At 62.8% G+C, this 14,364-nt stretch carries 12 protein-coding genes; 5 read left to right on the top strand and 7 right to left on the bottom strand.

The genetic code is table 11. The annotated features are described in order from the left end of the window. Positions 1–263: 263 nt before the first annotated feature. From C8K58_RS20270 to C8K58_RS20250, 5 genes are all read right to left on the bottom strand, one after another. Positions 264–2,204, bottom strand: a complete 1,941-nt coding sequence (locus tag C8K58_RS20270) for a NahK/ErcS family hybrid sensor histidine kinase/response regulator (protein WP_051429362.1) — start codon at positions 2,202–2,204, stop codon at positions 264–266. Continuing rightward, positions 2,146–3,291 carry a nitric oxide-sensing protein NosP gene (nosP, locus tag C8K58_RS20265; protein WP_027606194.1) on the bottom strand — a complete coding sequence of 382 codons (1,146 nt, stop codon included), beginning with the start codon at positions 3,289–3,291 and terminating at the stop codon, positions 2,146–2,148. The genes C8K58_RS20270 and nosP overlap by 59 nt, the downstream gene beginning before the upstream one ends. Positions 3,292–3,430: 139 nt before the next feature. Next, positions 3,431–4,237, bottom strand: coding sequence for a sulfite exporter TauE/SafE family protein (locus C8K58_RS20260; RefSeq protein WP_108574198.1), 807 nt, complete (start codon positions 4,235–4,237; stop codon positions 3,431–3,433). Continuing rightward, entirely contained in the window at positions 4,238–5,482 is a 1,245-nt protein-coding gene (locus C8K58_RS20255) for an FAD/NAD(P)-binding oxidoreductase (protein ID WP_108574197.1), read from the bottom strand. Between the two features lie 51 nt (positions 5,483–5,533). Continuing rightward, a complete protein-coding gene (locus C8K58_RS20250) occupies positions 5,534–5,869 on the bottom strand; it encodes a helix-turn-helix transcriptional regulator (RefSeq protein WP_017527038.1) in 336 nt (111 codons plus the stop codon). Between the two features lie 94 nt (positions 5,870–5,963). On the opposite strand from C8K58_RS20250, the gene C8K58_RS20245 reads away from it, so the two are divergent. After that, on the top strand, positions 5,964–6,827 hold the full coding sequence (locus tag C8K58_RS20245; RefSeq protein WP_108574196.1) for an MBL fold metallo-hydrolase: 864 nt from the start codon (positions 5,964–5,966) through the stop codon (positions 6,825–6,827). Positions 6,828–6,885: 58 nt separating this feature from the next. Here the strand turns inward: C8K58_RS20245 and C8K58_RS20240 are convergent, their stop codons facing one another. Both C8K58_RS20240 and C8K58_RS20235 read right to left on the bottom strand, forming a co-directional pair. Further along, positions 6,886–8,505, bottom strand: a complete 1,620-nt coding sequence (locus C8K58_RS20240; RefSeq protein WP_371921656.1) for a methyl-accepting chemotaxis protein — start codon at positions 8,503–8,505, stop codon at positions 6,886–6,888. A gap of 182 nt (positions 8,506–8,687) precedes the next feature. Then, on the bottom strand, positions 8,688–9,170 hold the full coding sequence (locus tag C8K58_RS20235; RefSeq protein ID WP_027606189.1) for an Lrp/AsnC family transcriptional regulator: 483 nt from the start codon (positions 9,168–9,170) through the stop codon (positions 8,688–8,690). A 195-nt stretch (positions 9,171–9,365) separates the two neighbouring features. On the opposite strand from C8K58_RS20235, the gene C8K58_RS20230 reads away from it, so the two are divergent. Genes C8K58_RS20230 through lpdA form a run of 4 tightly spaced genes read left to right on the top strand, consistent with a single transcriptional unit; the run spans position 9,366 to position 14,302 of the window. Further along, positions 9,366–10,601: a 3-methyl-2-oxobutanoate dehydrogenase (2-methylpropanoyl-transferring) subunit alpha gene (locus tag C8K58_RS20230; protein ID WP_098479110.1), complete on the top strand. Its 1,236-nt coding sequence runs from the start codon at positions 9,366–9,368 to the stop codon at positions 10,599–10,601. Position 10,602: 1 nt separating this feature from the next. After that, the gene (locus C8K58_RS20225; protein WP_027606187.1) at positions 10,603–11,661 is read left to right on the top strand and encodes an alpha-ketoacid dehydrogenase subunit beta; all 1,059 of its coding nucleotides are present in this window, start codon (positions 10,603–10,605) and stop codon (positions 11,659–11,661) included. Beyond that, positions 11,662–12,918, top strand: a complete 1,257-nt coding sequence (locus tag C8K58_RS20220; protein WP_108574195.1) for a dihydrolipoamide acetyltransferase family protein — start codon at positions 11,662–11,664, stop codon at positions 12,916–12,918. It begins immediately after the preceding gene. Positions 12,919–12,922: 4 nt separating this feature from the next. Further along, positions 12,923–14,302, top strand: coding sequence for a dihydrolipoyl dehydrogenase (gene lpdA / locus C8K58_RS20215; protein WP_108574194.1), 1,380 nt, complete (start codon positions 12,923–12,925; stop codon positions 14,300–14,302). The last annotated feature ends 62 nt before the right edge of the window (positions 14,303–14,364 follow it).

Genomic DNA, 14,364 nt, shown 5'->3' with positions numbered 1-14,364 from the left:
GCATCTACTTGACTGAACCACCGCTATCGGGGCAAGCCCCCTCCCACATTGGTTCTCTGTTTGTCAGGGCCGGCCGAGCAGGTGGCTCATGGCAGTCTTGAGCATCAGCGCCGCCAATCTTCCAGACACAACACAAATCAAAGGTGGGAGGGGGCTTGCCCCCGATGGCGGTGCATCAGTCAGTTATGATGTCGACTGACCCACCGCTATCGGGAGCAAGCCCCCTCCCACATTTTGATCTCCACTTGTGGGTATTTCGCCGTTCATTTTCCGAGCAGGTGGCTCATGGCGGTCTTGAGTTTCATCGGCCGCACCGGCTTGTGCATCAGCGTGTGCCCCAACTCGCGAATTTGCAGCTTGAGTTCATTGCTGTAGTTGGCGGTGATCATCAGCGCCGGTATCGCGCGGCCGCGGCGTCCATTGATGCGGGCGACGGCGTCGACGCCGTTCTGGTCGTCGTCGAGGTGGTAGTCGGCGATCAGCAAGTCGGCTTCGGCATGGTAGTTGTCCACCTGGCGTGCCAGGTCCTGCTCGGACAACGCGGTGATCACCTGGCAGCCCCACCCTTCGAGCAAGGTGCGCATGCCCGCGCAGATCGCCGCGTCGTTATCCAGCACCCACACCCGCGCGCCTTGCAGGCGTTCGAGCATCGGTTCGCTCATGGCCAGGATCGGCAGAGACTTGGGCGCCGTGGCGCTCAACGGCACCTCCACCGAGAACATCGAGCCCTTGCCCGGCCAGGATTTGACGCTGATGCGATGCCCCAGGATCCCGGCGATCTTTTCCACGATCGCCAGCCCCAGGCCCAGCCCACGGTCCTGGTCGGGCCGCTGCACATCGCCGCGCTTGAATTCCTGGAAAATCTCCTCCAACCGCTCCTCGGCGATGCCCATGCCGCTGTCCCACACTTGGATCGACAAACGCTGATGCTGGCGGCGACAGCCCAGTACCACCCGCCCCTTGTAGGTGTAGCGAAGCGCATTGCTCAGCAGGTTGCGCAGAATCCGCGCCAGCAACTGAATATCGCTGCGCACCAGCGCCGAACAACCGACAAAATGCAATTCCAGGCCCTCGCTGCGGGCCAATTCGGTGTACTCGGCGGCCAGGTTATCCAGCAGTTCACTCAGGGCAAACGGCGCGATGTCGGCCTTGATCACCCCGGCATCCAGCTTGGAAATATCCACCAGGGTGCCCAGCAGGTTTTCCACGTCTTCCAGGGAATTGCTCACGTTGCGCACCAGGGTTTCGCTGGGCCGCTCCAGCAGTGCGCTGGTGAACAGGCGCGCCGCATTCAAAGGTTGCAGCAGGTCATGGCTGACAGCGGCGAGGAATTTGGTTTTCGACAGGTTGGCCTGCTCGGCCTCGAGCTTGGCTTCGCGCAGGCGCGCCTCCATGCGCCGGCGCTCGTCGATCTCCTGCAACAACTGGTCGTTAAGCGCGGTGAGCTCCGAGGTGCGCTGGGCCACGCGCTGCTCCAGGTGCTGATAGGCCTGGTGCAGGGCTTCGGCGGTGCGGCGGCGTTCGGTGATGTCGCGGATCAGCACGAAGATCCCCACCACTTCGCCGCTGGCCAGCATATTCGGCACATAGGAGCGCAGCATGTAGCGCTCCTGGTTATTGATATTGGTCTCGGCGAACTCGAAGGTCACGCTCTCCCCGGCCAGGGCGCGGGCGACGTAGGCGTCCAGGCGCTGGCAATGCTGTTCGCTGTGGACTTCGCGCAGGCTCTGGCCGAGCATCATGCCGCGCGGCCAGCAATACCATTCTTCATAGACTTTGTTGGTGAACTCATAGACCAGGTCGGCATTCAGGTAGCCGATCAGGGCCGGGACGTTATCGGTGATCAGGCGAATCCAGCGTTCGCTTTCCTGGGCCTTTTGCGCCGCCGCCTGTTCGCCGCGCAGGGTTTCGGCGCGCAGCCGGGCGTTGATCAGCAAGTGGTTGCTGGCCTTGAGTTCGGCCATCGCCTGGTTCAGCGCGTCGGTGCGTTCGCGCACTTGCTCGGCCAGCACCACCGAATGCTGGAAGGTGGTGTACGGGTTATTGCCCTGGGCCATGCCGGACTCGATGCGCTCGATCAGCGCCGCGTTGATCCGCGCCAGCTTGTGGTTGTCCTGCTGCAGCTGGGCAACCTGGGCGAGCAGTTCAGCGCCGGCCTCGGGCAATGGCGACCCCGGTGAAGGTCTGGTTGATATGCATGCCATTGAACTGTTCTCCGTAGGTGTTGAAACCCATCACCCGCTGGTCGCGCAGGAAGCCGCCGATCTGTTCCAGATTGTCACTGTCTTCCAACTCCAGGCGGCGCAGGAAGCAGTCGCAGCCGATGGTCAACAGCAGGTCGCCAAGGCGCGCCTGCAGGCCGTCGAACAGGGTTTGCAGGTTTGGCAGGATCGGCCCAGGCTTCATCACGGTAAGGACGATGCCGTTTTCCACCGCGCAGTAGAAACTCAGGCTCAGGTCGTCGTGCACTTGCTGGATCGCGCGCACGTAGTACTGGTCGTGGATGCGCACCGCCAACGGGTGCGCGGCGAAGACGCGGTGGTCGAGGTCGGCCACGGCCACGCCGATATGCCGCGCGTACTCTTCGGCGGCGGGTTCGGCGTTGAGCTCGAAGACCCGGCGTGACGGGCTGTCGGCGCCGGTCACCACCAGCTTTTCACTGCGCGGCAGGATGTGGTGGGTGGTGAACACCTCGAAGTCCAGCCAGGTATTGACCAGCACCACCACCGCCGCGCCGCTGTGGAAGGCGCCGTTGAAGTACACATGGGTGTGGGTGAGGAAGTTGTCGTCGCCGGCCGAACCGCCGAAATGCGGAATGTCGCCGAGCGCCGCGCTGAGGGCGGCGAGCACCACTTCTTCGCGGCTGGACAGGCCATCGAGCAGGGTCAGGGCGAAGGTGTTGCCCTTGATCGGTGCCAGGGTATTGCTGCGGCAACCGCCGACCAGACGTTCGACCATCTGCTGGGCGTCGATCAGGCTGAAGTGTTCCACCTGGTCGATCAGCTCCGTGGCGATGGAAAAGTGCGCGTGGTTGAAGCCCATCGCCGTAATGCAATTGCGGCCATAGCCCTGGGGCGTTATCTCGCCGGCGCTGGTGCAGCCCACCACGCGCACGTTGCCGAAACACTCCTGCAGGGCGCGGCCCAGGGCCTGCAGGTCGTAGGACGCCGAGCAGAAAAACAGCACGAAGCCCAGGTACGGATGCAACAGTTGCCGCGCCAACTCCTCGGCGGCCTGCCCGGCATCGGTGGCCTGGGACATGGCACTGACTACGCCTTCACTGTTGTGCATCGTTGCCTCCTCCTCTGAAGCATGAGTGTACGAAGGGCGGGGGACGGGACCTATGCTACTTGGGTACTGGGTGGGGGGATGCGATGGGATGAATCGCTCAAAAACAAGGGAGATTCAACTGTTGGACGGCATTTCAAATTCACAGCAAAGCGTTCACAAGCATTCCAGCTGCAACCACTACACACAGGCTGGCAAACCCCACCTGCAAGGTGCGGGCGGGGATCACCGAACACAGGCGCCGGCCGATCAGCATGCCGACGATGCTCGCCGCGATAAACACCCAGCCCACGGGTTCGATGCGCACACCGGCATGGAACGCGCCAGCCACGCCGATCAGCGAAATCAGGCTGATCACCATCAGCGACGTGGCGACGATGCCGCGCATCTGCACGTCGGTGAGTTGCTTGAACGCCGGTACGATCAGAAAGCCGCCGCCCACCCCGAGCAACCCCGAGACTGCCCCCGTCACCGCGCCCAGTGCGGCCAGGGTGGCGCTGCATTTGGCGGTCCAGGCCAGGCGCCCGGTCTGCTGGTTGAGCATGCAGTTCTTCTGGCCCCAGGACGCCGCGCCATGGTCACTCGGCCCGGCCTCGAGCTTTTCGCGCTGCAACATGCGCCAGGCCACCAGCACCATCAAGGCACTGAACAGGCCCATCAGCGCCGGCTCCGGCAACTGGTGGGCGAGAAACACCCCCAGCGGCGAAAACAGCGCGCCGAGCAAGGCGATCAACAGCGCGGCGCGGTAACGCACCAGGCCGTGGCGCAAGCCGTCAACCGCCCCGACGGCCGCGGCCGCGCCCACGGCCAGCAACGACACCGGTGCGGCCTGGGTCATGGTCAAGCCCAGCCCCAGCACCAGCGCCGGCACCCCGAGGATGCCGCCGCCCGCGCCGGTCAGGCCCATGACCAGGCCCATCAACACGCCTAAAACACTCGCCAGCAGCATTCAGTCCACCTTGCTCAGACGGGTCAGCCACTCGCGGCCCTTGAGCATGCCGTTCCAGTAGAACCACGGCAGCCAGGTGGCCTTGAGGAACCACATCGAACGGCGCGCCCGGGTCGGGTCGAGGGGAAAGGTCGGCAGCAGCTTGCCGCCGTAGCCGAACTCGGCCAGCACCACCTTGCCCTTCTCCACCGTCAGCGGGCACGAACCGTAGCCGTCGTACTTGAGCGGCAGCGGCGCCTGTTTGCGCAGGGCCAGCAGGTTTTCGGCGACCACCACGATTTGCTTGCGCACGGCGGCGGCGGTCTTGGCATTGCTGGTGCCGCACACATCGCCCAGGCCGAAGATCTGCGGGTAGCGCTGGTGTTGCAGGCTGTGGGGGTTCACCTCGCACCAGCCGGCAGCGTCGGCCAGCGGGCTTTGGCGGATAAAGTCCGGGGCAACTTGCGGCGGCACCACGTGCAGCAGGTCGAAGGATTTTTCCTCGAGGGTGATAGTGCCCTCGGCGTCCTTCACCTCGAACCAGGCCTTGCGCGCCGGGCCGTCGACCTTGACCAGGTTGGCGTTGAACGCCAGGCGCGCGTTGTACTTCTCCACGTACTTCATCAGCGGTGGCACAAAAGTCGCCACGCCGAACAGTGCCGCGCCGGCCAGGTTGAATTCGACGTCGATGTGCTTGAGGTCACCGTGCCTGAGCCAGTGATCGCAGGACAGGTACATGGCCTTTTGCGGTGCACCCGCACATTTGATCGGCATGGCCGGCTGGGTAAAGATCGCCTTGCCGCGCTTCAACTGCTGCACCAGCTGCCAGGTATACGCCGCGTGCTCATAGCTGTAGTTGGACGTGACGCCGTTGCGGCCCAACGTGTCTTCCAGGCCCTCGACTTTCTCCCAGGCCAGGCGCAGGCCTGGGCAGACGATCAGGTGGTTCCAGGTCACCCGCTGGCCGCTGTCGAGCACCAGGGCGCGCTCATCCGGCAACAACTCGGTAACGGCAGCCTGCACCCAGGTGACGCCATTGGGCAGCACGTCGGCCAGGGGGCGTCGGGTCTTTTCCAGGTCGTAGGCGCCGCCGCCGACCAGGGTCCAGGCCGGCTGGTAGCAGTGCTGGTCGCAGGGTTCGATAAGGGTGATGTTGAGGTCGGGGTCGCGCTTGAGCAGGCTGGCCAGCAGGCCGATGCCTGCCGAACCGCCGCCGATGACGACGATATCGCCACTGATGGTTGGCCCCCAGTGTTGGTCGGTCATGGTCTATTGCCTTTTATCGTCAATGCACACAAGGGTCGCTGCCGTATGGCATCACGCCCAGCTTTTTATCACCGCGCCGCAGTAAAGGCCGGACAGTGTCTTCATCACTTGGATCACTTCGTGGCTGGCCAGCCCGTAGAAGATGTACTTGCCTTCGCGACGGGTGGCGACCAGCCCTTCGTCACGCAGGATGCCCAACTGCTGTGACAGCGTGGGCTGGCGTACGCCGGTCATGGTTTCCAGCTCGCCGACGTTGCGTTCGCCCTGGGTCAGTTGGCACAGGATCAACAGGCGATCCTCATTGGCCAGGGCCTTGAGCAAGGCACAGGCCTTGGATGCCGACGCGCGCAACTGGGCGACTTCGCCTTCACTCAGAGTAGATTCCATTTGCCTCGGGTCCTTTGCGTCACTTAAGCTCAAAACATTATGTGTAAATGTAAAGTGATTGTAATCACTTTTTTCAACATCAGGGGCAGCCATCATGTCAGCGTTGATTAATTCCTTTCTGGACGAGGCGTCGTCGACCTACACCTATGTCGTCTATGAAGCAGACGGCGGCCCCTGCGCCATCGTCGATTCGGTGCTCAACTACGACCCGGCCTCCGGGCGCACCGACACCGCCCAGGCCGACAAGGTCATCGCCTTTGTGCGTGAGCACGACTTGCAGGTGCAATGGCTGCTGGAAACCCACGCCCACGCCGACCACCTGTCGGCCGCGCCGTACCTGCGCCGCACCCTGGGCGGCAAGATTGCCATCGGCCAGGCGATCAGCAAGGTGCAGGACGTGTTCAAGCACCTGTTCAACCTGGAGCCGGAATTTCGCGTCGATGGCTCGCAGTTCGACCACCTGTTCGCGCCGGATGAAATCTTCCACATCGGCACCATCAAGGCCCAGGCCCTGCACGTGCCCGGGCATACCCCGGCGGACATGGCCTACCTGATCGACGACCGCTTGATCCTGGTGGGCGACACCCTGTTCATGCCCGATGTCGGCACCGCCCGCTGCGACTTCCCCGGCGGCGATGCGCGCCAGCTGTATGCATCGATGCGCAAGCTCTTGGCCTTTGCCCCCGACACCCAGCTGTACGTGTGCCATGACTACCCGCCCGAAGGCCGCGAGGCCAAATGCCTGACCACCGTGGCGGAGCAGCGCGCGGGCAATATCCATGTGCATGACGGAGTGGATGAAGCGGCGTTCGTGGCGATGCGCACCCGACGCGATGCCGGGCTGGGGATGCCCACGCTGTTGTTGCCGGCGATCCAGGTGAATGTGCGAGCGGGGAATATGCCGCCGGCGGAGGAGAACGGGGTGGTGTACTTGAAGATTCCGTTGAACCAGCTCTAAAACCGTCCTGCCTGGCGTCCATGCCGTTCCATGCTCCGGGGGTGCTGCGCAGGTGTGATCAGGCTACGGCAAATTTCGACACGATCTGCTTGAGGTCCACCGCCAGCCTCGACAGTTCCTGGCTGGCGATCGAGGTCTGGCCGGCCGCCGAAGAACTCTGGATGGAAAGATCACGGATGCTGATCAGGTTCTGGTCCACCGAACGGGCCACGTGGGCCTGTTCCTCGGAGGCCGTGGCGATCAACAGGTTGCGGTCATTGATATCGGTAATGGCTTCGGTGATCTGAGTAATTGCCAGGCCCGCTTCATGGGCAATCTTCAAGGAGTCCACCGCTTCGTTGCGGTTGAGGGCCATGGAAGACACTGCTTCGCTGGAGCACGTCTGGATTTTCGCGATCATCTGCTCGATTTCCTGGGTCGATGTCTGCGTTCTGTGGGCCAGGGCCCGCACCTCGTCGGCCACCACCGCAAAGCCCCGGCCCTGCTCCCCTGCCCTGGCGGCTTCAATGGCGGCGTTCAAGGCCAGCAGGTTGGTTTGCTCGGCAATCGAGCGGATCACTTCAACCACCCGGGCAATATCCTGGGCCTGCCTGGCCAGCCCTTCGACTTCGACGCCGGTCTGCTGCACCGTGGCGCTGAGTTTCTCGATGGAGGCGATGGTTTGCGTCACACGCTCCTGGCCCACTTTGGCCGAGCGTTGGGAGTCCTGGGTGGACTGGGACGCCGACACCGCATTGCGCGCCACTTCTTCAACTGCTGCCGTCATTTGGTTAACCGCCGTGGCGGCCTGATCGGTTTCCATGCTTTGGCGTTCAATACCGGCGCTGGACTCGCGGGTGATGGCGCTCATCTCCTCCGCCGCCGAAGCCAATTGCCCGGACGCCTCGGAGATGTGCTGCAAGGTACTTTTCAGGTTCATTTGCATGGACGCGGTGGACCGTTGCAACGCGGTCAACTCGTCATTGCCATTGATGGCAATCGCCACGCGCAGATCGCCGTCGGCAATCTTGCCGGTCGATACCAGCAATTCACGCACCGGAGTAATGATGCTGCGGGTAAACAGGCTTGCTACCACGACGGTGATCAGCAAGGAGGCGGCCATCAATATCCAGGTGAACAGACGCGCCGCGTCATATTCGCTGGAAGCCACCTGCACCGCCGCCTTGGAGCCCCGTTCATTCAACGCGATCAACTCGCTGATGGAACGCTGCACATCCAGGGCAATCGGCCCGTTGACTTCGCGCAGGTAGGTCGACATCTGTTCAGCGGACAAGGTGGAGGCTTGTGCGAGGAACTCATCCATCTTCTGGCTGTAGTTCTTGATGCTGGCTAATGCTTCGTTGTACTTGGCTTGCTCTTCGGGGCCTGAGACTAACGGCCCATAGCGTTCGGCAATATCGAGGGCTTCGGTACGGGTCGCCTTGAGTTTTTCCAGGGAGGCCGGATCCTGGCGGCTGATATCCATGGCATAACGACGCAGATCGAGACGAAGTTTATAAAACGCCGAATCTATTTCACCCGCCAACCGAATACTGGGGAGCCAGTTAGTTTCGATTTCAACCGTCGACGAATAGACCTTATCGACTTTTATCAGGGTCATTGCCCCTTGTATCAGCAGCAAAAGGCACACCAGACCAAAACACAGTGTGGTACGGAAGTTCAACTTCAAGGCTCTCATGGACATCGCGGCTTACCCCTTTCCTGGGCCGCGAACTTCACGGCCTGATGGGGCCAATGTGTTGAAATACGTGTGAAAAATACGTGACCGCTGATGCAATTTTTCATTAACTGAAAATAAAAAGCCCGCCCTGATTATTACTTGGCTAACTATCAGGATCAGCGGTGCAGCCCCTATTGAAATCAAACCATTAACCCACCCGGCGGCAATGGCAGCGCCGTCTTGTAGCGCACTTGCTTGAGGGCAAAGCTCGAGCGGATGTTGGCGACACCCGGCACCTTGGTCAGGAAGTCCATCATGAAACGCTCCAGCGACTGGATCGTCGGCACCAACACCCGGATCAAATAGTCCGGGTCGCCGGCCATCAAGTAGCACTCCATCACCTCGGGCCGGTCGGAAATCGCGCCTTCGAACTGCTGCAACGCCAGCTCGTTCTGCTTTTCCAGGCTCACATGGATAAACACGTTGACGTGCAGCCCCAGCAGATCGGCGTCGAGCAGCGTGACCTGCTCGCGAATCAGGCCCAGTTCCTCCATCGCCTTGACCCGGTTGAAACACGGTGTGGGCGACAGGTTGACCGAGCGGGCCAGGTCGGCGTTGGTAATCCGCGCATTCTCCTGCAGCGCGTTGAGAATGCCGATATCGGTACGGTCCAGTTTGCGCATGAGAAAAAATCACCTGTTTATTATGTTTATGCAGGTTTTTTATCCGCAAATGATCGCGGGCGCAATGAAACACAGATAAATATTCTTCTACGCCACGCCTATGATTGTTGTAGGACAAGATTTCTCTTACCCGGAGACTGACTGTCAGCTAGCGCGCCCACTACAAGAAATTCACAAGATCGAGCGTAGAAAGCCATGAATCAGCCGTATGCCCCACTGCGCCTGCACGTTCCCGAACCCTCGGGCCGCCCAGGCTGCAAGACCGACTTTACCTACCTGCGCCTGACCGACGCCGGCCTGGTGCGCAAACCCGCCATCGACGTAGAACCCGCCGACACCGCCGACCTGGCCAAGGGCCTGATCCGCGTGCTCGACGACCAGGGCCAGGCCCTGGGCCCGTGGGCCGAAGGGGTTCCCGTGGAGATCCTGCGCAAAGGCATGCGCGCCATGCTCAAGACGCGGATCTTCGACAACCGCATGGTGGTCGCCCAGCGTCAGAAAAAAATGTCGTTCTACATGCAGAGCCTTGGCGAAGAAGCCATCGGCAGCGCCCAGGCCCTGGCCTTGAACATCGACGACATGTGCTTCCCCACCTACCGCCAGCAAAGCATCCTGATGGCCCGCGACGTGCCGCTGGTGGACCTGATCTGCCAGTTGCTGTCCAACGAGCGCGACCCGCTCAAGGGCCGCCAGTTGCCGATCATGTACTCGGTCAAGGATGCAGGCTTCTTCACCATTTCCGGCAACCTCGCCACCCAATTCGTACAGGGTGTGGGCTGGGGCATGGCCTCGGCGATCAAGGGCGATACCAAGATCGCCTCGGCCTGGATAGGTGACGGCGCCACCGCCGAATCCGACTTCCACACCGCCCTCACCTTTGCCCACGTGTACCGCGCCCCGGTGATTCTCAACGTGGTCAACAACCAGTGGGCCATCTCCACCTTCCAGGCCATCGCCGGTGGTGAAGCCACCACCTTCGCCGGACGCGGCGTCGGCTGCGGCATCGCCTCCCTGCGCGTGGACGGCAACGACTTTATCGCGGTATACGCCGCCTCCGCCTGGGCCGCCGAGCGCGCGCGCCGTAACCTCGGCCCAACCCTGATCGAATGGGTCACCTACCGCGCCGGCCCGCACTCCACCTCGGACGATCCGTCCAAATACCGCCCCGCCGACGACTGGAGCCACTTCCCGCTGGGCGACCCGATTGCCCGCCTCAAGCAGCACCTGATCAGGATTGGCCAGTGGTCCGAAGAGGAGCACGCGGCGGTCAGTGCCGAGCTGGAAGCCGAGGTGATCGCCGCGCAGAAACAGGCCGAACAGTACGGCACCCTGGCCGGTGGCCAGATCCCAAGCGCCGCGACCATGTTCGAAGACGTCTATAAAGAGATGCCGGAGCACTTGAAGCGCCAGCGTCAAGAGTTGGGGATCTGACATGAACGATCACAACAACAGCATCGAATTGGAAACCGCCATGACCACCACCACCATGACCATGATCCAGGCCCTGCGCTCGGCCATGGATGTGATGCTTGAACGTGATGACAACGTGGTGGTGTTCGGCCAGGACGTCGGCTATTTCGGCGGCGTGTTCCGCTGCACCGAAGGCTTGCAGACCAAGTACGGCAGCTCGCGGGTGTTCGACGCACCGATATCGGAAAGCGGCATCGTCGGCGTGGCGGTTGGCATGGGTGCCTATGGCCTGCGCCCGGTGGCCGAGATCCAGTTCGCCGACTACGTCTACCCCGCCACCGACCAGATCATCTCCGAAGCGGCGCGCCTGCGTTATCGCTCGGCCGGCCAGTTCACCGCGCCCTTGACCATGCGCATGCCCTGCGGCGGCGGCATCTACGGCGGCCAGACCCACAGCCAGAGCATCGAAGCGGTGTTCACCCAGGTCTGCGGCCTGCGTACGGTGATGCCGTCCAACCCCTATGACGCCAAGGGCCTGCTGATTGCCTCCATCGAAAACGATGACCCAGTGATCTTCCTCGAGCCCAAGCGCCTGTACAACGGCCCGTTCGACGGTCACCACGACCGCCCCGTAACGCCGTGGTCGAAACACCCGCAAGCCCAGGTGCCGGACGGTTACTACACGGTGCCGCTGGACGTGGCCGCCATCGTGCGTCCGGGCTCGGCCGTCACTGTGCTGACCTACGGCACCACGGTGTATGTGTCGCAGGTCGCCGCCGAAGAAACCGGCATCGACGCCGAAGTCATCGACCTGCGCAGCCTGTGGCCGCTGGACCTGGACACCATCGTCAAATCCGTGAAGAAGACCGGCCGTTGCGTGGTGGTGCACGAAGCCACCCGTACCTGCGGCTTTGGTGCCGAGTTGGTGGCGCTGGTGCAGGAGCATTGCTTCCACCACCTGGAAGCGCCGATCGAACGCGTCACCGGTTGGGACACCCCCTACCCGCACGCGCAGGAGTGGGCGTATTTCCCAGGCCCGTCCCGAGTGGGCGCGGCGTTGAAACGGGTCATGGAGGTCTGAATGGGCACGCACGTTATCAAGATGCCGGACATTGGCGAAGGCATCGCGGAAGTTGAATTGTCGCAGTGGCATGTGAAGGTCGGCGACATGGTCGTCGAAGACCAGGTGCTGGCGGATGTGATGACCGACAAGGCGATGGTGGACATTCCCTCGCCGGTCCATGGCAAGGTGATTGCCCTCGGCGGCGAGCCGGGTGAAGTGATGGCGGTGGGCAGTATCCTGATCAGCATTGAAGTCGAAGGCGCGGGCAATGCCAAGGAGGTGCCGGTAGCCGCGGAGCCGGTGAAAGCGGCTGCCGTTGTCGAGGCCAAGCCGGCAACGGTGGTCGAAAGCAAGCCCGCACCAGTGGCAGCCGCACAGGCCCCCGTGGCCCGCGATGCCGACGAACGCCCTCTGGCCTCCCCCGCCGTGCGCAAGCACGCGCTGGATGCCGGTATCCAACTGCGCCTGGTCCAGGGCTCCGGCCCGGCCGGGCGGATCCTGCACGAAGACCTCGACGCCTACCTGCAACAAGGGGCGTCAAAAGCTTCGATGGCCGCCAACCCTTACGCCGAACGCAACGACGAAGAACAGATCCCGGTGATCGGCATGCGCCGCAAGATCGCCCAGCGCATGCAGGACGCCACCCGGCGTGCCGCGCATTTCAGCTATGTGGAAGAGATCGACGTCACCGCCCTCGACGAGCTGCGCGTGCACCTCAACGACAAGCACGGCGCCACGCGCGGCAAGCTGACGTTGCTGCCGTTTATCGTGCGCGCCATGGTCGTGGCGCTGCGGGAATTCCCGCAGATCAACGCGCGCTACGACGACGAAGCCCAGGTCATCACCCGCCTCGGCGCGGTGCATGTGGGCGTCGCCACCCAGAGCGACGTGGGCCTGATGGTGCCGGTGGTGCGTCACGCCGAAGCGCGCAGCCTGTGGGGCAACGCCGAGGAAATCACGCGTTTGGCCACTGCTGCACGCAATGGCAAGGCCAGCCGCGATGAGCTGTCCGGTTCGAGCATTACACTGACCAGCCTGGGCGCCCTGGGCGGCATCGTCAGCACCCCGGTGCTGAACCTGCCGGAGGTGGCCATCGTCGGCGTCAACCGTATCGTCGAGCGGCCGATGGTGATCAAGGGCCAGATCGTGATCCGCAAGATGATGAACCTCTCCAGCTCCTTCGATCACCGCGTGGTCGATGGCATGGACGCGGCGCAATTCATCCAGGCCATTCGCGGCCTGCTCGAACAACCCGCCAGCCTGTTCCTGGAGTAAGGGCATGACCCAGACATTGCATACCACGCTGCTGATTATCGGCGGCGGCCCTGGCGGTTATGTGGCCGCCATTCGTGCCGGCCAGCTGGGCATCCCGACCATCCTGGTGGAAGGCCAGGCGTTGGGCGGCACCTGCCTGAATATCGGCTGCATTCCGTCCAAGGCCTTGATTCACGTGGCCGAGCAATTCCAGCAAACCGTGCATCACAGCCAGGGTTCCCGGTTGGGAATCGAGGTGGATGTGCCGACCCTGGACATCCGCAAAAGCGTGGAATGGAAAGACGGCATCGTCGACCGCCTGACCACGGGTGTCGCCGCACTGCTTAAAAAGCACAAAGTGCAGGTGATCCATGGCTGGGCCAAAGTAGTAGACGGCAAGACCGTCGACGTCGGCGACCAGCGCATCCAGTGCGAACACCTGCTGCTGGCCACCGGTTCGACAAGCGTCAACCTGCCGATGCTGCCGATCGGCGGGCCGATCATCTCGTCCACCGAAGCCCTGGCGCCGACCCGCGTGCCCAAGCGCCTGATTGTGGTGGGCGGCGGCTACATCGGCCTGGAGCTGGGGATTGCGTATCGCAAGCTCGGCGCCGACGTGAGTGTGGTCGAAGCTCAGGATCGTATCCTGCCGGCCTACGACGCCGAGCTGACGCAACCGGTGCACGAATCCCTCAAGCAATTGGGCGTGAAGCTGTACCTCAAGCACAGCGTCACGGGTTTTGCCGATGGCAGCCTGCAAGTACGCGACCCGAATGGCGACATCCTGTCGCTGACAGCCGATCAGGTGCTGGTTGCCGTTGGTCGCAAACCCAACACCCAGGGTTGGAACCTTGAGGCGCTGAACCTGGAGATGAACGGCGCGGCGATCAAGATCGACAGCCGCTGCCAGACCAGCATGCGCAACGTGTATGCCATCGGCGACCTTAGCGGCGAGCCGATGCTGGCGCACCGCGCCATGGCCCAGGGCGAAATGGTCGCCGAACTGATCAGCGGTCAATCCCGCGAATTCAACCCGGCGGCGATCCCGGCGGTGTGCTTTACCGACCCGGAACTGGTGGTGGTCGGCAAGACGCCCGACGACGCCAAGGCCGCCGGCCTGGACTGCATCGTGTCGAGTTTCCCGTTCGCCGCCAACGGCCGTGCAATGACCCTGGAGTCGAAAACCGGCTTCGTGCGGGTGGTGGCGCGACGGGACAATCACCTGATTGTGGGCTGGCAGGCGGTCGGCGCCGGCGTGTCCGAGCTGTCCACCGCCTTCGGCCTGAGCCTGGAAATGGGCGCACGCCTGGAAGACGTGGCCGGCAGCATCCACGCCCATCCGACGCTTGGCGAGGCGGTGCAGGAAGCTGCGCTGCGGGCCCTGGGCCACGCCTTGCACCTATAGCGTTTGTGGCGAGGGCGCTACAGGGGATGCGAACGGGCCCGGGAATGAAGTATTGTTGCGCC

It is taken from the genome of Pseudomonas sp. GV047 (assembly GCF_003058245.1).
GTDB lineage: Bacteria > Pseudomonadota > Gammaproteobacteria > Pseudomonadales > Pseudomonadaceae > Aquipseudomonas > Aquipseudomonas marginalis.
This window is presented reverse-complemented; position numbering and strand designations above follow the sequence as displayed.